The organism is Rhizobium sp. 05N49 (assembly GCF_056396805.1).
Map to the genome: position 1 here is coordinate 88,088 of NZ_JBFTME010000020.1, position 18,426 is coordinate 106,513.

Below are 18,426 nucleotides of genomic sequence, written 5' to 3' on the forward strand. Positions count from 1 at the left end.
ATTATTATTTTTGAAGCTTGCTGGAGGCTGGCGTTGCGAACTGCTGATCGATTACATCGTAGACGGCATTGTCATCCGCCTCACGACGCTCGGCCTGAAGGGCATCGAGCATGCTTTCCTCCAGCCGGTCGCCCTTGGCGCGCTCACGCGTCAGGCGCATTTCATGGACCTGCTGCATGCCGGTCAATTGTTGATCCTTGATGCTCAGCCTGCCGAAACGATCTGCATAACTCTGCGAGAAAGCACGATGGACAGGGTCCAGCGAACCGAGCGCTAGAATGGCGACATCCATGGCTGCATTGACTTCGGCGCGCTGGCGGCTGGTTTCCGCCAGATCGTACTCCGCCATTTTTTCGAGATGCCGCTGAACCGTCACCAGACGCTTGAGCTTGTCGGAGCGCTTCTTCTCCATCATCGTCCCTCACTTTCCCACGAATATGCTGCCGAAGGATTGGGCGAACTGGCTGATCAATGCAGCGATCGAGAAATAGAGCAGGAAGAGGCCGCCCATGAGCAGATAGGGCGTGGAGATGAAGTAGACCGGGATCTGCGGCGCGAGCTTGTTGATGAAGCCGATCGAGATATTGAAGATCAGTCCGTAAATCAAATAGGGGCTCGAAAGCCGCAGCATGATGTAGGTGGTCTGCTCCAGCGTATCCGTGAAGGTGATGAGCGTGGAGCGCATCTGCATCAACCCGCCGAAGGGCATGGTCGTGTAGGAATCGATCAGCGCGCGGAAGACGATGTGATGGAAATCCATGATGAAGAGAACCATCAGGCCGGTCATCGTGATAAAGGCCGTCAGACTGATTTCGGGCGAATCTTCGACGATGTCAGACGTGCTCGGCTGCGTGTAGCCGACCATCATCGAGACGATCGTGGCCGCGAACTGCAGACCGAGCGTATAGAGCCGGGCGAGCATGCCATACATCACACCGATCAGTGATTCGCTGAAAATCAGACCAATATAGGTACCGGAACTGGTGTGGACCGACGGATAGACCGTGTCCCAGAGCACCGGCAGAACGGCAAGCGAAAGCGCGCCGGCAATGAAGACGCGCAATTGCTCCGGCACGCGGCCCGACGAAAAACCCGGAAGGGTCAGCACACAGCCGCCGATCCGGCAGAAAACCAGAAACAGCGCCAGAACTGTCCCTTGCGGGTCTGAAATCATGAAATCGAGCCCAGAATCTTGATTTCGATGCCCTTGGCCAGTTCCACATGCGAAAGAACGGGAAGCGTTGCGAAGAGTCGCTCGATGATCATGCGGACATAGGAGCGTGTTTCCGGTGAGGTGACAAGGGCGAAAGGCAGGCCTCTGTCCATGAATTCACGGATAACTTTCGTCGCCTGTTCGCTGAATTCTTCGAGCGTGCGCGGATCAATGTCGAATTCGACGACTTCGCCCTTGGCATCGCGCTTGAGCGCCTGGTGGAAGGCGAGGTCCCATTTGCTGCCGAGCCGCAGCACGCGCAGCACGCCGTTGTCGGCAAGGTCGCCGCAAAGCTGCTGGGCCATGCGGATGCGGACGTGCTCGACGATCTGCTCCGTCTTCCTGACATGCGGGGCAAGTTCTGCGACCGCTTCCAGAATGAGGTGCAAGTTGCGGATCGAGACACGTTCGGCAAGAAGCAGCTTCAGCACCGCCTGCAGGCCCGAATAGGACATGTGGGACGAGCAGATCTCATCAGCGAGCTTCTTGTATTCAGGGTCGAGACGATCGATCAGGATCTTCACGTCCTTATAGGACAGAAGCTGCGGCAGGTTGTTTCTGATCACCTCGCTCATATGCGTCAGCACAACCGAGACGTTGTCAATCGGCTGGAAGCCTTCACGTTTCAGATCTTCGGCGAAGTTTTCGAGGATCGAAACCGCCGGCATGCCGAAAGCGGGTTCGCGGATTTCGTCGCCGGGAATGCTCGGCTTGCGACCGGCGCCGGTGACGACGAGAACTTCGCCGACACGCAGCAGGTTCGAGGCGACAGTCGTGCCGTGGATGCGGATCTGATACGACTTCTCGGGGATGCCGATATCGTCGGTGACCTTGATTTCCGGCACGACGAAACCGTATTGGGTGGCGAACTTCTTGCGCATCTTGCCGACGCGGAAGGCGAGTTCCTGATGGGCGCCGAGCAGGCGGGTCGAAACCATCTTGCCGAGAGCAAGCTCGATTTCGGAGGTGCGCAGAACCGCCTTGACCGAGTCCTTTTCGAGCTCCTTGGTCTGGACGACCTTCTTTTCCTCGGCTTCACGGCGAAGCAGATTTTCGGCTTCGGCCTGACGCGGAATGAACCAGGCGCCGAAGGCGAGAAGACTGCCGAGGATCACGAAGGGTACAAACGGCAGGCCCGGCATCAGAGCGAGGACGAACATCAGCACGGCCGAGACGGAGAGTGCGCGGGGATAGCCACTCAGCTGATTGACTACCGCCTGGTCGGTGGAGCCGGTGGTGCCGCCGCGCGAGACGAGCAGGCCGGCGGCGAGCGAGACGATGAGGGCCGGCATCTGCGAGACGAGGCCGTCACCGACCGACAACTTGACGAAAACGTCAGCTGCTTCGCCGATCGGCATGCCATGGCGGAAATAGCCGATGATGATGCCGCCGAAGACGTTGATGGCGGTAATCAGAAGGCCGGCGACAGCGTCACCGCGAACGAATTTCGAGGCACCGTCCATCGCACCGAAGAAAGAGCTTTCCTCTTCCAGTTCCTTGCGGCGGCGCTGGGCTTCCTTCTCGTCGATGATGCCGGCCGAAAGGTCGGCGTCGATCGACATCTGCTTGCCGGGGATGGCGTCCAGGGTGAAACGCGCGCCGACTTCTGCGATACGCGTCGCACCCTTGGTGATGACGATGAAGTTGATGGTGATGAGGATCAGGAAGACGATCAGACCGATGACGAAGTCGCCGGACATGACCAGGCTTGCAAAGCCGGCGATGACGCCGCCCGCCGCGTCATGTCCCTCGTTGCCGTGCGAAAGGATGACGCGCGTCGTGGCAATGTTCAACGCCAGTCGCGTCATTGTCGCGATCAGAAGGATGGTCGGGAAGGACGAGAATTCGAGAGGTTTCTGGATCCACAGCGCGACCATGAGGATCAGCACCGAGAAGGCGATCGAGAAGGCCAGGCCCATGTCGATCAAAAACGGCGGGATCGGCAGGAAGAGGATGCAGATAATACCGATGATGCCCAAGGCAAAACCGATATCACGCAGACTTGGGGCGGCTTTCGGAAGGGGTAGTGCAGGTGGTTGCGCCATGGCGATTCCGTCTCTTCATGAGAGGAGGCGAACCTCAGAGTCCGCCCAATTCGGATCGACAGTTAAATGGCGAAGCTTGCGCGAAGTTGGCTCAGAAGCCTGACTGGATGCGCGAGAAGACCAGATTGGTGAAAATGGAAATCTGGGAGCCCACGAAGGGGGCCGAAATGCCGACCGTGACCAGAACGGCTACGATCTTCGGAACGAAGGTGAGTGTCGCTTCCTGCACCTGCGTGAGCGCCTGGATCAGCGCGATGACGAGACCGACGACCATTGCCGCAATGACCGCAGGACCAGCGGCAATGAGGACGGTCCAGATAGCAGCCTGGAACAGGTCGAGTGCATCAGCTTCATTCATCGTCAGGCAACCTCATATCGCCTTGAAAGCAGCCAGCCCGGCTTTAACCGGACTGGTATTTTTGGCGTCATCCAAACGAACGAGCGTCAGGCCCTTTCGGCGCCGCCGTCGTCACTTCAGGTATTATCCGAACCGCTATCGTCGCCCGAAGGATTGGTCGGCGCCGAATCAGAAATGGAGATGCCAGCCTGAATGAGGATTTTACCGCCATTGTCCAGCGTTGCAATGAGGCCGTCGGAATAAACCTTGACGGATTCAACCGTACCCTTGGTTTTGCCGTCGGCGCTTTCCATGTACTTGCCGACATAGCTGCTTGCCTGGGTCAGGCTGGAGCTCGTCAGAAGCGTATCGAGCTTCGTGTTCGTCTGGATCGTCTGCTCGACCTGCGAGAAGCTTGCAAGCTGAGACATCTGCTCGCTGGCATCCATCGGATCGGTCGGATCCTGGTTCTTCATCTGCGCGACCAGAAGCTGAAGGAAGTTATCGTAGTTCAGCGTGGCCTTCTGCTGCGCGGCATTGGACGAGCCATATGTGCTGCTGCCGCCGCCTACGCTCTGGGTTCCGTCTACCGCCATGGTGCGATCTCCCTGCGAATCTGCTCGACCATTGTCGGGGGCAGCTCGTGATTGTTGAGAATGCCGTCTTCGATCGCGTAGAGACCGCGGATCGCCTTCAGCGCGTCAAAGGCGCGGCCGGTCGAAACGAGTGCGTCGATCCGCTTCAGTTCGGCGAGGATTTCCTCGTTCTTGAAGCATGTGAGAAGCATCGTGATCGATTTGCGGAACATCGCCGTCGAATGTTCCTTGCCCTCGGGATTGATGAGGATCATCTGGGCAATGAAGTAGAGCTGGCGAAGCGGCGTGGTCGCGCCTTCCGGCTGTAGCACGTGGTTTTCGAGAAGGAACGTCACATCGTTCAGGAATTCCAGTGCCACCTTACGGTCGACACGCAGGACAGCGCCGTTGATGAAGATTCTTTCTCCGGCTTTCAGAGAAATGCGAAGTGTACTTTTCATTTAAGTCCATCCCTGATGATGGTGGTAACGTCGATGATGCCCTGGTAGTTATTCGACTGACGTTTTCTAATTCTGTCGCATTCCTTCAATATCCAGATCGCAATCGAAATAAGGTTCGCCCTGAGCTCGATCTCCAGCTGGTTGTCTGGATGCTTCAAATCCTCAACGAAGCTGATCCAGACCCTGCGGGTATAGAAGAGAGCTTCAATAGCCTCCCGGCTGTACTTCTCTTTATCGCGCGCCGCCGAAAGCAGTTCGATCGAACGTTCGAGAACCTGCCATTCCCGCTCCTTCGCGTCGGCAACCGAGTCTTGCATGACCTCGGCATAAGAGAACTGATACATTCATGCATCCTTCTTTATATTGCGCGCCTTTGATCATCAAAGGTAGTTCACGAGACTCAACTGCTGAATCTTCGATACGATCGTGTAAGCGGTTTCGAGCTGTGTTTCCAAAGTCTTGACAAGGGTCGAGGCCTCGTAGGGATCAACACCCTGGATATCGACGAGCTTGGTCTGCATGATGTTTGCCTGGGCATCGAGGGCGTCATTCGCCTTTTCGACGCGCTCCTGCGAGAGGCCGAGCTGACTGGCCTGGGTAACGAGACCCGTGGTCGCCCTCGTCGTGTATGTGATCGCCTTGGAGGAGACTGCGCTCATCGCATCGGTGCTGAGATTCTGGCCGAATAGCGCGGCCGTCGTCACAGTTGCCAGAGCGAAGTAGCGCATGCCCTCGGAATTGGCGCTGGTCGAGGATTCAACGACTTCCGAATTGCTGATGCGGCTCGTCATGTTCTGACTGGACGCCTTGGACCAGCCGGTTGTCGGATCCGTCCAGGCGGCTTCGCTGAACATTGGCTCGACCTGGGTCTCGATGAATGTCTTCATCTCGTCGCCGGTGAGCTCGTTAACCGGCTTCGGCGTCGGCAGGCCTGCCGCGTAAGCATTCAAGGCTGTAACGATCGCCGCCGAAGTCGCCGCCGTCTTGTCCGTCAGCGGCTGAATGTCGGTATTGATGCCGGCGAAGAGGTATTCGCCGTTCACCATCGAGTTGGACGTGTCCATCATCGTCGAAAGCGCGCTCGTGGCCGACTGGATAGCGACCGTGACGCTGCCCGGATCGTGGCTGCTCTGCAGCGCGGTCAGCTTGGACAGGAAGCCGTCGCCGGCGCCCTTCATCTTGGTGAGCCCTTCCTGCGCCGATTCCATACGGGCATCGACGAGAGCGTTGCTCAGCTTGATCGACTTGATACGATCGACTTCGCGGGTGAAGTCGATGCTCTTGGCTGCGTAACCGCCGAGCGACACACCAATATCGGCGTAGGTGCCGGTGGTCGCCTCCATCGTCGCCTTCGTCATCTGGTTCTGCGCCTGGCGGATCGTCAACCGCATGGCGTTCTGAATGGCCGAACTTGAAATAAATGAGCTCTTCATGGCTTAACTCGCAATATCCAGCAATGCTTTCAACATTTCATCAACGGCGTTCAAAATCTTGGTCGCCGCCTTGTAGGACTGCTCTATGTCGAGAAGGAGCGTCAGTTCCTCGTCGAGGTTGACGCCGGTTTCATTGGAATAAGCTTCATCGGTTCGTGCTGCGGCAGCTTGAGTATTTTCCGCCGCCGTCGTCGCGTTGCTGCGGTTCTGCTCGAGCCAGCCGATCGAATTGGTGGCAAAGGTCAGGATGCTGACATTGGTGTCCAGACCGGTACTCGGATCGAATGCAATCCCTGAATCCATCGACGTATAGAGACGGTCGAGTTCTGCGGTATAACCGCTCGAACCCGTCGGGTTCGCAGCCGTGCTGCTTGCATTGATGTTGCCGTCACGCAACCGCATCGGATCGCCGCCCTTGGAGGTGACGACACGGTCATTGATCGCGATCGTCCCGGCGATGCCCTTGATGACGGTGCCAGCCGGCGGAACCCCGCCTGCGGTGCCGGTCGTCGGGTTTGTCCAGACGAAGAGGCCAGGATTGCCGTCTTCCTGGTAAAGGTTCACGAGGCCGCGAGCGACTTCGTCGAGCTGGCTCTGGAACGTCGGTGCGATATCGTCGCGGATCTGCAGAAGCGAGGCGAGGCTACCCTTGGCATTCGTCGTCGAGCCCGAGCCCATATTGACGGCCACGCCATCGACATAGACCTTGTTGCCGACTGTGTCGGCCGCATAGGACTGCGTCGGCTCGAAGCTGACTGCGCGCGGGATCGTCTCGAACAGCGTCGTGCCGTCGGCTGTGTAGAGCACCATGTCGTTGTTGGCGCGTGTCGCCGTAGACACGCCAACGATCTGGTTGATCTGCTTGAGGACCTTTTCGCGCTCATCGAGAGCGCTCGACGGATCTTCGTTGGATGATGTCGCCTTCTTGACGGCATTGTTGGCCGTTTCGAACTGCTTCAGCAGGCTGTTCAGCGAGTCGACCTGGTTCTTGATCTGCTTGTCGGCATCGGAACGCTGCTGCTGCACTGCCTTGGAGGCATTGTTCAGCGAGGTTACGACGTCCTGCGCCGCCGTAATCGCACCCTGGGCAGCAATAAGGTCACCGGGGGTGGCGCGGAACGTGCCGAGCTTGTCACGGAAGGTGCGCAGGGCCGTTTCGGGCGACGTTTCGTTATCGTTGCCGCCCATGATCGATTTCAGATCTTCAAGGCCGCTCAACAGGGTCTGTTGAGCGCTGTCCTGCGAGGACGCCTTGAGATATTGTTTCAGCAGCGCATCTTCCTGTGCGCGGCTGATCTTGACCACTTGGGCGCCGTTCAGCGAGGTGGTGAGCATCGCCTGCCGGCGCACATAGTCCTTGTTGCCGGCGTTCGAGATATTGTTCGATACGATGCTGCTCTGCGCGCCCGTATTGTTGAATATGCTCTGCGCGGTGTTAAGTGCTGAAGTGAGCGACATGGCTTACCCGTTACCCTGAATTAACGCTTGAGGTTGACGAGGACGTCCATGAGATCGGAACCCGTCTGGAACACCTTTGAGTTGGCGGTGTAGCTGCGCTGGGATTCGATCATTTCGGTCAGTTCGCCGGCGAGGTCGACGTTCGAGCCTTCGAGGGCGCCCGACTGGATCTTGCCGAAGCCGCTGGTCTGCGGGAAACCGGTGACGGTCACGCCCGACTTGCCGTTGGCCGAATAGACGTTGCCGGACATCAGAGTCAGCAGGTCCGGGCTCGGCACGTTGGCGAGCGGGATCTGGAAGACCGGCTTGGTACTGCCGTCATCGTACTTCGAGTAGACGATGCCGTCGGCGTCGATGGTGATATCGACCGGCGAATTCGCGCCCTGACCGTCGACGTTACCTGTGCCCGAGAAATTGTCGCCGACCTGGGAGAGGTCGAGGTTCATATTGATGGTGAGGCCGGTAACCGGATCAGTGATCGTCGCGCCAGGCGGCGACAGCATCTGACCCTTATCATCAAACGAGATCGTCTTTACCGAGACTGCCGCCGAGCTGTAAGGGAAAGAGCTCGTGCCGGTCGGGGCTTTGTCAGCATTGCGGAATACGGCCATTTCCCACTGGTACTGCGTGCCGGTCGGCGGCGTCGGAGTCGTCGCTACCGGAACCTTGGTGTAGTAGATGTCATACATCACCTTGCTACCCAGCTTGTCATAGGTGACCATCGAGTATTTCTGGGTGTTGCTAGTTGCGGCCGTGGGAGTCGCTGCCGGGAGGCTGCCGTTAGCGCTTGGCAGCGCATTGGGGTCGGTGACTACGGTCGCGCCGGGCTTCAAGTTCCCTGTCCAGGTACCCGTCGAAGTCGGAACGGCCGCCAACTTCTGGTCGCCGAGGACGTTGATCGGAACGAGACCGTCAAAGCCGTTGACGACGACTGCCGGAGCAGAGGAACCCCACGGATAGCCCATGAGCGTGAAGCCGGCCGAGTTGACGAGGTTGCCGCTGTCGTCCTTCGTAAAGTCGCCAGCACGTGTCAGGACGGGAACACCATCGCCACCCTGGACGATGAAGAAGCCGTCGCCGGAAATTGCGAGGTCGTAACCGGAGGTCGTGTAGGAAATGTCGCCCTGGTCGGAGACAGCCTGGCGAACCGTCGTCGTCACGCCACCGGAGTTGTAGTTACCGGAGCCCGACGGCAGGACCAGCGACGAAAACGCGGTCGAAACTGCCTTGTAGCCGCTGGTGTTCACGTTCGCGATGTTATCGGAGACGGTGCTGAGGCGGTTTGCCTGAGCGTTCATCCCCGATACTGCCGTCTTCATGCTGCCGAAAATGCTCATCTGAAAACCTCGTTTTACCTGTTAAGTGCAACAGTATTTGGCGGGCCTTGCGTGAAGCTGTCTGTTGTGCCGGGTCGCCGACCGAAATATTCCGGCTTTCCCGCGCGGCACGACCCGCGCCGAAAAATCAATTCCAATCAATGCAGTAGCCAAGGAAGCGCTTGGAATCGACCGGGTCGACGCCGAGCTTCTTGCGCAGCTTCTTGCGCAGCTTGGAGATGTGGCTTTCGACGACGTTTTCTTCGACTTCCTCATCGAAAATGCCGTAAATCGCATTGAAGATCTGGGTCTTGGTGACGCGACGGCCGCGATTGGCAATCAAGTATTCGAGGATGCGGCGCTCGCGGCGCGGCAAGGCGAAGGTTTCGCCGTTGATTTCCGGATCGCGCCCGTCGGAGAAGACGCGGATGGCGCCGATGTCGGTGTGGTTTGCGATCGCCTTCAGGCGACGACGGATTGCAGCGGCGCGCGCGAGAATCTCACGCGGATGTACCGGCTTGCGTACAACGTCGTCCACGCCGCAGTCAAAAAGGGCCAGCGTGTTTTCGAGTGACGGTTGATCGCTGACCGCAATCACCGGCGCCATCGAGCGATCCCTGATCGCACGCGGCAATTCCATGGCCCGCTGCCCCTGGCCGATCAGAAATGCCTCGACCGCGGCGATGTCAGAATCAGCCGCCGTTTGCACCCATTCGCCGAATTCACCGGGATCAAAGCCGGTTGAGGGAATGCCCTCACGACCAAAGAGAGAAGTGTATCCATCCTTCACGAGCTCACGCTCATCAACCACTACGATCATTCGTCCGCCTCCGAATCAGTGTGGCACATCGATGATCTATGGGTACGAATCGCGCGAATCTGCAGCAACTCGTGAAAGTTAATGGCGGAAATTAATAATTGATTAAGATTTGGGTACCGATTTGATCTACATATAGTAGGTCGACGAGGTTATGCACACAAAAATTTCGTGGAAAAGTTAACGTCCGCTTAATTACGCCTTGCAAGCGGGTTTTGTGCCGAATTCTTGCCACACTGTGACACAGTTCGGTCATAATTGGTGAATTCAATTATTAATTGAATTAATTTCCGCAGAAATTGCTCGCATTGGGAGTCCACTTGCCATAGCCGGTGGCAACCAGATTTGCGATGACGCGGCAGACATATTGCTTCTGCGCCGGATTATTGTTCGGCCCCGCGTGGTATCTGGCTACCGCCATCGTCCAGGTCTCATGACGATCGTGAAGATTGCGCAGGAACTTCGCCGCATACTCCACGTTGCGGTGGGGATCGAACATATCCTCCACGGAGCTGAAGTTTTCACCGTGGAAATAGTGATTGATTTGCATACATCCGATATCGATGAGCTTCGCGCCGTCCCTGCTGGCAGTGTCGAATTGACGCAACGCGGCTTGCTCGGAGGCAGGAAACAGCGCCTTGCCTTCGACGTTCATCGCATAGGGATAGAGCGAACCCTTGCGCCCGGTTTCCGTCAAGCCGACCGAATAGAGAATCCCCTCGGGGATCCCGTATTTGGCTGCCGCAGACTGGATCTCGCGCTCGCAGGCGCCTGTGGAGGCGGATGCGCTAGAGGTAAACGCTACCAGGGCGGCTGCCGCCAGCGTCGATAGCAGAAGCGTTCTCAACACCGTTGCCGCCCGCACCATTGAAGCCTCCATCCGTCTGCCGCGCTGTCTGGTTCTGGCGCTCGCGCGCCTCGCCGCCCTGGCCTTGCTGGGCGAGCGACTGTTGCTGCTGCTGGGAAGTCTGTCCCTGGCTGTTTGCCTGGTTGCCGGCATCGGACCGATCCACTGGCGCCATGCTGATGGTCACGTTATCGACCGCATAGCCCTGGCTGCGCAGCGCCTCGAGAATCTTGCCGTGGTCTTCCTTGAGCTGGCGATAGGCCGCGCCGGTCTCGACCTTGAGGTCGACATTCAGCGTATCGCCTGACAGMCGCATCGTCGCCGTGACGAGGCCAAGATCGATCGGGCTCATCTGGATCTTGAGGGTGTTCACCACCTTGCCGGTGCTTGTCCATTCAGCGGCGTTCGACAGAGCAGAGCTCGGCTGCATAGCCTGTGCCCATTCCTTGTCACCTGAAAGTGCCGCTGTCACGTTTGCGGAATTCGGGTTCTGAACCAGGCCGAGATAACGGCGCGATTCCAGGACGGAAACATTTTCGACGCTCGACTTTCCCGACTTCTCGCCGGGTTGCTCGGTACCGATATGCATGTCCATCGACTGGCCACGGCCATCGGCACGGCTGATCCTGAACGTCTTGCCTTCGGTGCCTTCGGCATTCTCCGTTCCCGGCACACGCGCGTCATTGCCATGCGGGGCGACGGCTGCCAATGCATCCGACACGTGCGCACCAGCCTTCGCACCGTTTACGCCTTCGGCGTTGGCGTCCTTCTTGCCGGCCATTGCGTCGTCCGCCTTCGCGGCCGCATGATGAGCCGAAGCCTGCAGGACAGCCGCGGCGTCCCCGGGCTCCTTCTTCAGCAGGCCGAGAACGTCGGTGATATCGCCATCGCCGGGCTCTACGTCCGCGCCTGTATCGACAGCGGTGTCGCCGCCGAGCGCACCGATCTTGACCTGCTTGGCAGGCTTGCCCCCCGCCTGAGCAACGATCTCGGCTGCCTCATCCTTGGCGCCCGGCTTGCCCAGTCCAAAGACAGCTGCGTCCTTCTCCCTTACAGACTTCGCAGGCATCTTGCCGGCGTTTGCGATGGTTTCGGACTGCACGTCCACCTGTCCCTGGAGCGAGGCGTCATTCAGATCGATCAGCGGCTTCGGATTGCGTCCGCGCAAGTTCCGCGCCGCGGCCTCGGCGCTATCGCTGGCGTCCTGCTGGCCGGACTTATCGACGCCATCCGCATCCTGATCGCTGTTGCCGGCCTTGGAGAGGACATCGGAGAAGCCGCCGTTCTGATCCGCGGCGTCGCCTCTGCCGGCCCCCCGACCGGATCTTACGGACGCAGACGCATCCGTGCCGGGCGCTCCGCCCGAGACGCTGATATCCATCATCATCTTACTTGCCTTCTTGGGCCAGGAGACCGTCGATTTCGTCGAGCTTGGATCGATTGGTCGTCACGAAAGAGGTAAATGAAGGGTCGACATCCTGGCCCCCCGTGCCAGCAGAAGCCTCGCCTTCGACAACAGGTTCCGGGGAGACGCTATGCGCTCCTTCCGGTTGCGCAGCCGTGGCGGCTGCAGCCTGTTCAGAAGTAATTTCTTGATTAGTATTATTAGGGGTGGAGCCTTGCGTCAGGCTTGCCGGATCCGGAGCCCTCAATATCTGCTCGGCAACGGAGCGAGCAGCTGCTTGCAGTGCCTGATCCTGCGGCGAGAGAGATGCGCCAGAGATATTGGCGATATATTTGGCCGCCTGGTCAATATCGTCGGTCGGGACGTTTGCCATGCCGTTGTAGAAATCGGCGAGCGGTCCGAATGGATTGTCGGTCCCCTCACCCAGCGACTGAACGCGCTGAGCGGCCATACGGGCGAGATCAGGCTTTCCAGCAATCGCGGCAGCGCGCGCGACGCGCAGATAGACCTCGCGCTGGCGTGGGGCATCCATGAAGGAGAGGATATCGACAACCGTCTGTGGCTTCACATCGTGATCGTGGCTGACAATCAGCTTCACGAAGAGATCGGCGAACTGGCTGGCATAGGGCGAATGGAGGAAGCGGCGGATATAGCGCTGCGAATAGGCAAGCCCCCTGTCGACCTGCCCGGTTTCGACGCAGATGGCGACCGAGCGGCGCAGCGCCGCCTCTTCCACGATCGTGCCGGGTGCGTTGAGGCGCGCCTTGTCATATAATGCAAGGGCATCCGTCGGCTTCGTGGCGATCATCACATTGCCGCCGATCAACGCCAGATAGGGGCCAATCTTCTTGCCTTCATATTCCTTGGCTGTTTCTTCCAGCGTCTTGGAGACAAGAAGGCCCTTGCCGCTCAGATATTTCCGCAACACATCGGTAACGCGATTGTCGAAGTAACCGTTGACGTCATGGGCAACGAGATATTCCAGCGTCTGAGGATTGCCGCCGCTCATTACATAGATCAGCGCGGCATCGACGTTGCGATCGTCATCATAGACGGACGGATCGACATTGCGCAGGCGCTGATCGATCTTGCCAAGCATGAAGCGCTGCATTTCGCCGGCGGAATGATCGCCCGTTACAACCGAGTCCTGAACGAACTGCAGCGAGCGCAGCATCTTGTACGGCGCGAGATCGTCCGCATCTGCGGCATGACCGATGGCTGGCGACATCATCGCCAGGCCGAAGACCGCATATCTGAAATAGCGATGCTGCCTGCGCGTCATGCGACTATCCTTGATCTGCCTGCACGAGAATCTCGATCCGGCGGTTTGACGCGTTGTAGGGGTCATCAGGCAGCTTCAGGCGGCGGTCGGCGAAGCCGGAAACCTGGGAAATACGCTTCTCGTCGAGGCCGCCGCGAACGAGCATGTAATAAGCGCTCTGGGCACGGTCCATCGAAAGGCGCCAGTTCTCGTTGAGATCGCCCTTGAACGGCCGCCCGTCCGTATGGCCGCGGATGGCAACCGCTCCGCCCCTCTGCTTCAGGATCGCACCGATCTTCTGCATGGCGAGGACCATCTCCTGGCGCGGCACAGCAGAGCCGATGTTAAACATGGAATCGTCGTTCTGGTCGGAAATGCTCACCAGCAGGCCGCCCTCGGACGCCGTCACCGTCAGGCCCTCGGCGAGCTTGCCGGCGACACCGGAGATCTGCTGGGCAATCTCCTGCTGCAGTTCCTCGGCCTGCTGCTTTTCTTCGGCTTGCTTAGCCTCTTCCTTCTTGTCGGCGTCCTTGGTCTTGTCCGCCTGCTTGTCCTTGGTCTTATCCGCCTTCTTGTCGGCCTGCTTCTCTGTCGAAGCGGCGACGGCAGCGCTGTTGGGATCTTTGCTCAGCAGGGTGGAAGGCTGGGCATTTTCGGCCTTGGCGAGCTCATTCGGTTCGGCCTTAGAATTGAGCGGCGAAGGCTGCTGTGGCTTGCCGGCGGTCGTAACTTCGACCTGCTTGGTCCAGAAATCCGGATCGAAGGGGTCGCGGTAGGCCTCGCCGCCATCGGCGCCGGTCGCCGGACCCGAATCCGCCGCACCGCCATCGCCCTTGGCGCTGACGTTTGCCTGCTGGCCAACTTCCTGGGCAATCTCGGCAAGAACCGAATAGGGGTTCTCGAAGAAATCGGCTTCCGAGTAATTGGTCTTGTCGCCGGAGGTCGAGGTCTGATCGTCGCCGTCGGCGGCAGACTTGCCCTGGTTCGGATTCTCTTCCTTTTCCTTCGACTTTTCCTGGTTCTGCTCGCCTTCAGCCTGGTCGACCGGCTTCTTCAGACCCTTTTCCGTCGGCTTTTCATCCGACAGTTTGATCGGATTGAAATAGGTCGCGATCGAGGCCTTAGTTTCCTCGTTGGCGGCGTTGACGAGCCACATCACCAGGAAGAAGGCCATCATTGCGGTCATGAAGTCGGCATAGGCGATTTTCCACGCACCGCCGTGAGCGCCGTCATGATCTCCACCGCCATGTTTCTTGACGATGATGATCTCGTTCTTTCCGTGGTGATGGTTTTCGCCGTCGCTCATTCGGAAACTTTCTTCAAGCTAGCCGCCCAGGCGGAAATACGGGTCACGAGTACGGTCTCGCCGATCTCGGCAGCAAGGTCGATGTCATCAGCCTCATGATGGCGGACCAAGGCGGCATGTTCTCCGAGTTCACCCTTGAGGATATCGAAAAGCTTGGCCGGACCGCGCACGACGACCGGCACCGCCGCACCGTCGAGGATCGCCTCGCGCAGCAGAGCGGCAAGATTTTCGGCAGCCTTCTTCGCGAGCGCCTCGGTCATCACAGGTGCGATTGCCGCCGCGGTCACTTCGCTGACGAGCGTCGCAATCTCTTCGGCCATGTCGCGGATGCGGGAAGCGATCACCGCAGCCGCTTCGATTTCGTAGCGAAGCCTCAGTTCCTCGATCTCACCGGCATGCGCCTCGGCGGCGGCCCGGGCCTCGCTTTCGTATTTTTCGGTCAGGTCCGCAGTGGCTGCCGCGAAGCCCTCGGAAAAGGCCTCGCGCCGCTCTGCCTCGACGTCGACCTCGGGCTCCTGCGGCAATTCCGCAAACGCGGAGGCGGTTTCGGTCGCGAAATCATCTACATCGATGATCGGTGCCGAGGGACTCGGCTCACCGAAATCCTTCAAATACCGGGAAAGCATAATGCTCATAAAAAACCGTCCAGTATTCGGGATGCACGCGGCATGCCCCCGCTTGAAAAATGACCATGTCCTTGCCGGCATGCCGTTCCGGTTCGGAAGAGGCCTGGGGCCTGTTGCCGGCATGGATTCGGACGCTGCCTTCATGCCGGAAACTAGAAACCCAAACTTGCGCGAGGATGAATGGTACCGCCCTCGCGCCGATCGTTATTCGAGCAGGATCAGAATTTTGCTGGCGGACGTATTGAGGATGGAGATCGCTTCAACTGCCATCTGCTTCTGAGTTTCAATCGCCTTCTGGCGGGTCGAAGCCTCGTCCATATCGGTGTCGACGAGGGCACCGACACTCTTGTCGATAGCGTCGGACAGGTCGGCGGTGTAGTCGATCTGGTCGTCGATGCGGGCCTTCATGATACCAATCCCTGCCGCCGAATTCGTGAGCTGCTTGAGCATGGAGTCCGTAGCCGTCAGCATATCCATGAGCTGCGAGTCGGTGGTCGACTTGCTGATCGAGATTGCCGTGCCCGTCGCCGGCGTCCCGGAGTTCGCATTCAGGAGATAGTAGTTGCGCACCGGCGTGCCATCGACATTGCCGTTGACATCCTTGGTAAACAGGCCGCCACTGGCATTAGTCTTGTCGATCAGGATGGTCTGGGATGACGGAAAGTCGACGGTCTGGGCCTGATACTCGCCGGTCGGGGCGCGTACGAAGCTGCCGATGATCTTCCATTGCGGGGGCGCCGCAGGCTCGCCGTTCAACAGCCAGTTTTCGCCGGCGAAGGCCGTTCCCTCCACCATCGTCTGAAGCTGGTTCTTGTATTCCGTGATTTCCGCATTGATCTTGTCCTTGTCGGCGCCTGGCTCACGCGCGGCAACCAGCTTGGCTCTGAGATCGCCGAGAAGATCGATGGCGGAGTTCATCGCCGTATAGGTCGAATCGACCTTCGCCGCGCCGAGGCCGAGCGCATCGCCGATGGTGCCGAGATTGGTGCTGTCGCCGCGCATGACGCTCGCGATCGACCAATAGGTCGCATCGTCGGACGCGGTCGCGACCCGTTTTGCCGTGGAAATCTGCTGCTGTACGTCGCTTGATTCTTTGTTGATGCTGCGCAGCACTGCAAGCGCACTCACCGCGGCCGCGTTGGTAATCTTGACGGTCATCGACATGGTCTCGGAAAGGTGAAGGGATCAGGCCGGTTTGCCGGCAGCGACTGAAATGGCATCATGCCGCCGGCGGGTCCCCCACGCCGGTGTGTCGCAAAACAAATCAACTCCCGGCAACGTTAACCTGATATCAACCACTTCCGCAAGAGCGGAAACGGGAATAAAGCAGCGTCGCCAAAGATCCCACAAACCATTGAAATAGAACGAAAACCGCGCCGTTTTGGCGCGGTTTCCAGGCTGCCTCGAAATGACGGCACAAGGTTTGGTCCAGCTTCAGCCGCCGCCTTAGCTGCGGAAGAGCGTGAGGACGTTCTGAGCGCTGGAATTTGCGATCGAAAGTGACTGGATCGCCAGCTGTTGTTGCGTCTGCAGCGCCGTCAGCCTGCTCGATTCCTCTTCCATGTCGGCGTCGACGAGGCGACCGACACCCGAGTCGATCGAGTCGCCGAGGGCCGCGACGAAGTTCTCCTGCAGCTCGATACGGTTGGAGATGGAGCCAAGCTGAGAGGCTGCCTTCGTCATTGCCTCCAGGCCTGCTTCGATTGCCGTCAGCGCCATGGCGATTTCCGGCTGACCGAAGGAGGTGATGTTCATGGTGTAGATCGAGCCGATCGTACCGTTGGAGGTACCGATAATGCCGGTGCTCGAGTCGATTGTGCCCGTCGTGGTCATGCCGAACAGGACGTTACCGTTGGAAGACGAGTCCAGGACATAATCGGTCGTCTTGACCGAGACATTGCCGTTGCCGTCGCGGACGAAGGTGGAAACGACGCTCTTGGTCGTGTTGCCGGCAACCCAGTTTTCACCGGAGAAGGAAGCCGACTGGGAGATGCTCATGAGCTGAGCCTGGAGCTGGCTGATTTCTTCCTGGATCTTGGTCTTGTCGACGCCTTTTTCAGTTGCCGCGACGATCTTGGACTTGATTTCGCTGACGACGTCGATGGCGTTGTCCATTGCCGTGTAGGCCGTGTCGACCTTTGCAGCGCCGAGACCGAGAGCGTCGGAGACTGCGGAAAGAGCCTTGTTGTCCGAACGCATGGTCGTTGCGATGGACCAATAAGCTGCGTTGTCTGCTGCCTTTTCAACGCGATAGCCGGAAGATACGCGATTTTGAGTATCCTGAAGATTATTGCTGATGCCGCGGAGTGTCTGGAGAGCGGCCATGGCCGCGACGTTGGTCAAAATGCTGGTCATGAAATGATTGCCCCTTGTTGGCAGACATTAATAAAAGGGACATTCGGGAATAGCGCCCGGGAACGACGATCAGCCTTCATGCCTGTTAACCCGTTCTTAAATTTGGTTAACTCGTCGTCTCGTTGAGACGCAGAAAATAGCAATATGGTTAATCAATCGTTAACGGAAATTAAAAAAAGCCGCGCTCCATCGAAGCGCGGCTCGATTTCGATAGGACCCGCCGGTTACCCGGCGGGTTATATTTCGCGATCCTATTAGCCGCGGAAGAGCGACAGGATGTTCTGCGAAGAAGAGTTGGCGATCGAGAGAGACTGGATCGCGAGCTGCTGCTGCGTCTGGAGAGCAGAGAGCTTGGAGGACTCTTCTTCCATGTTGGCGTCGACGAGGCGGCCAACACCGGAGTCGATCGAGTCGGAGAGCGAGTTGACGAAATCGTCCTGCATGGTGATGCGGGTGGAGATCGAACCGAGCTTTGCACCGGCAGAGGTCATGGCCTTCAGAGCGTTTTCAACGGTCGTCAGAGCCGTGCCGAGGTCGCCGAGGGTCATGCTGGTGATGTCGAGGCCGTAGACCGAGCCGGTCGGGCCGTAGGAGGTGCCGAGGATACCCGTGGAGGTTTCGACCTGACCGTTGGTCATGCCGAACATGACGTTGCCGACCGAGCTGTTGTCCAGGACGTAATCGGTCATCTTGACGGATACGCCGTTCGAGCCATCGCGAACGAAGGAAGAAACAACGCTCTTCGTGCCGCTGGCGCCAGCAACCCAGTTTTCACCGGAGAAGGAAGCCGACTGAGCGATGCTTACCAGCTGGTCCTGCAGCTGGTCGATTTCTTCCTGAACCTTCTTCTTGTCGACGCCGTTTTCGGTAGCGGCAACGATCTTGGCCTTGATTTCGCCGACGACGTCGATAGCGCTGTCCATGGCGGTGTAGGCAGTGTCAACCTTTGCAGCACCGAGGCCGAGGGCGTC

19 protein-coding genes are annotated in these 18,426 nt (G+C 58.6%); all 19 read right to left on the reverse strand.

Translation table 11 applies throughout. The features are described 5' to 3' along the window. Positions 1-4: 4 nt before the first annotated feature. Positions 5-415, reverse strand: a complete 411-nt coding sequence (locus tag AC1DF8_RS29275; RefSeq protein WP_018115118.1) for a hypothetical protein — start codon at positions 413-415, stop codon at positions 5-7. 6 nt (positions 416-421) lie between these two features. Then, on the reverse strand, positions 422-1,174 hold the full coding sequence (fliR, locus tag AC1DF8_RS29280; protein ID WP_018115120.1) for a flagellar biosynthetic protein FliR: 753 nt from the start codon (positions 1,172-1,174) through the stop codon (positions 422-424). Further along, a complete protein-coding gene (gene flhA / locus AC1DF8_RS29285) occupies positions 1,171-3,258 on the reverse strand; it encodes a flagellar biosynthesis protein FlhA (protein WP_112541503.1) in 2,088 nt (695 codons plus the stop codon). Before flhA ends, fliR begins: the two co-directional genes overlap by 4 nt. Before the next feature lie 91 nt (positions 3,259-3,349). Next, positions 3,350-3,616 carry a flagellar biosynthesis protein FliQ gene (fliQ, locus tag AC1DF8_RS29290; RefSeq protein ID WP_112541504.1) on the reverse strand — a complete coding sequence of 89 codons (267 nt, stop codon included), beginning with the start codon at positions 3,614-3,616 and terminating at the stop codon, positions 3,350-3,352. Between the two features lie 116 nt (positions 3,617-3,732). Then, on the reverse strand, positions 3,733-4,191 hold the full coding sequence (gene flgD, locus AC1DF8_RS29295) for a flagellar hook assembly protein FlgD (protein ID WP_112541505.1): 459 nt from the start codon (positions 4,189-4,191) through the stop codon (positions 3,733-3,735). Continuing rightward, positions 4,182-4,631 carry a flagellar biosynthesis repressor FlbT gene (gene flbT / locus AC1DF8_RS29300; protein WP_112541506.1) on the reverse strand — a complete coding sequence of 150 codons (450 nt, stop codon included), beginning with the start codon at positions 4,629-4,631 and terminating at the stop codon, positions 4,182-4,184. Before flbT ends, flgD begins: the two co-directional genes overlap by 10 nt. Continuing rightward, complete coding sequence (flaF, locus tag AC1DF8_RS29305) at positions 4,628-4,975, reverse strand: flagellar biosynthesis regulator FlaF (RefSeq protein WP_112541507.1); 348 nt, start codon at positions 4,973-4,975, stop codon at positions 4,628-4,630. The genes flbT and flaF overlap by 4 nt, the downstream gene beginning before the upstream one ends. A gap of 36 nt (positions 4,976-5,011) precedes the next feature. After that, the gene (locus AC1DF8_RS29310; RefSeq protein ID WP_478156055.1) at positions 5,012-6,064 is read right to left on the reverse strand and encodes a flagellar hook-associated family protein; all 1,053 of its coding nucleotides are present in this window, start codon (positions 6,062-6,064) and stop codon (positions 5,012-5,014) included. Between the two features lie 3 nt (positions 6,065-6,067). After that, positions 6,068-7,522, reverse strand: a complete 1,455-nt coding sequence (flgK, locus tag AC1DF8_RS29315) for a flagellar hook-associated protein FlgK (protein ID WP_112541509.1) — start codon at positions 7,520-7,522, stop codon at positions 6,068-6,070. A 20-nt stretch (positions 7,523-7,542) separates the two neighbouring features. Continuing rightward, on the reverse strand, positions 7,543-8,859 hold the full coding sequence (locus AC1DF8_RS29320) for a flagellar hook protein FlgE (RefSeq protein ID WP_113146992.1): 1,317 nt from the start codon (positions 8,857-8,859) through the stop codon (positions 7,543-7,545). A 127-nt stretch (positions 8,860-8,986) separates the two neighbouring features. Then, the gene (gene rem, locus AC1DF8_RS29325; RefSeq protein ID WP_112541511.1) at positions 8,987-9,658 is read right to left on the reverse strand and encodes a transcriptional activator Rem; all 672 of its coding nucleotides are present in this window, start codon (positions 9,656-9,658) and stop codon (positions 8,987-8,989) included. Between the two features lie 280 nt (positions 9,659-9,938). Then, entirely contained in the window at positions 9,939-10,502 is a 564-nt protein-coding gene (locus AC1DF8_RS29330) for a lytic transglycosylase domain-containing protein (protein ID WP_112541970.1), read from the reverse strand. Then, on the reverse strand, positions 10,444-11,886 hold the full coding sequence (gene fliK, locus AC1DF8_RS29335) for a flagellar hook-length control protein FliK (RefSeq protein WP_478156064.1): 1,443 nt from the start codon (positions 11,884-11,886) through the stop codon (positions 10,444-10,446). The genes AC1DF8_RS29330 and fliK overlap by 59 nt, the downstream gene beginning before the upstream one ends. 4 nt (positions 11,887-11,890) lie before the next feature. Next, positions 11,891-13,189, reverse strand: a complete 1,299-nt coding sequence (gene motC / locus AC1DF8_RS29340; RefSeq protein ID WP_112969844.1) for a chemotaxis protein MotC — start codon at positions 13,187-13,189, stop codon at positions 11,891-11,893. Positions 13,190-13,193: 4 nt separating this feature from the next. Further along, on the reverse strand, positions 13,194-14,474 hold the full coding sequence (locus AC1DF8_RS29345; protein ID WP_478156057.1) for a MotB family protein: 1,281 nt from the start codon (positions 14,472-14,474) through the stop codon (positions 13,194-13,196). After that, entirely contained in the window at positions 14,471-15,109 is a 639-nt protein-coding gene (locus AC1DF8_RS29350) for a hypothetical protein (RefSeq protein WP_113116603.1), read from the reverse strand. Before AC1DF8_RS29350 ends, AC1DF8_RS29345 begins: the two co-directional genes overlap by 4 nt. Before the next feature lie 195 nt (positions 15,110-15,304). Beyond that, entirely contained in the window at positions 15,305-16,258 is a 954-nt protein-coding gene (locus tag AC1DF8_RS29355; RefSeq protein ID WP_112541972.1) for a flagellin N-terminal helical domain-containing protein, read from the reverse strand. Positions 16,259-16,546: 288 nt separating this feature from the next. Further along, a complete protein-coding gene (locus AC1DF8_RS29360; protein WP_112541515.1) occupies positions 16,547-17,455 on the reverse strand; it encodes a flagellin N-terminal helical domain-containing protein in 909 nt (302 codons plus the stop codon). Between the two features lie 254 nt (positions 17,456-17,709). Beyond that, on the reverse strand, positions 17,710-18,426 hold a 717-nt coding region (locus tag AC1DF8_RS29365), incomplete at its 5' end, for a flagellin (protein ID WP_478156060.1).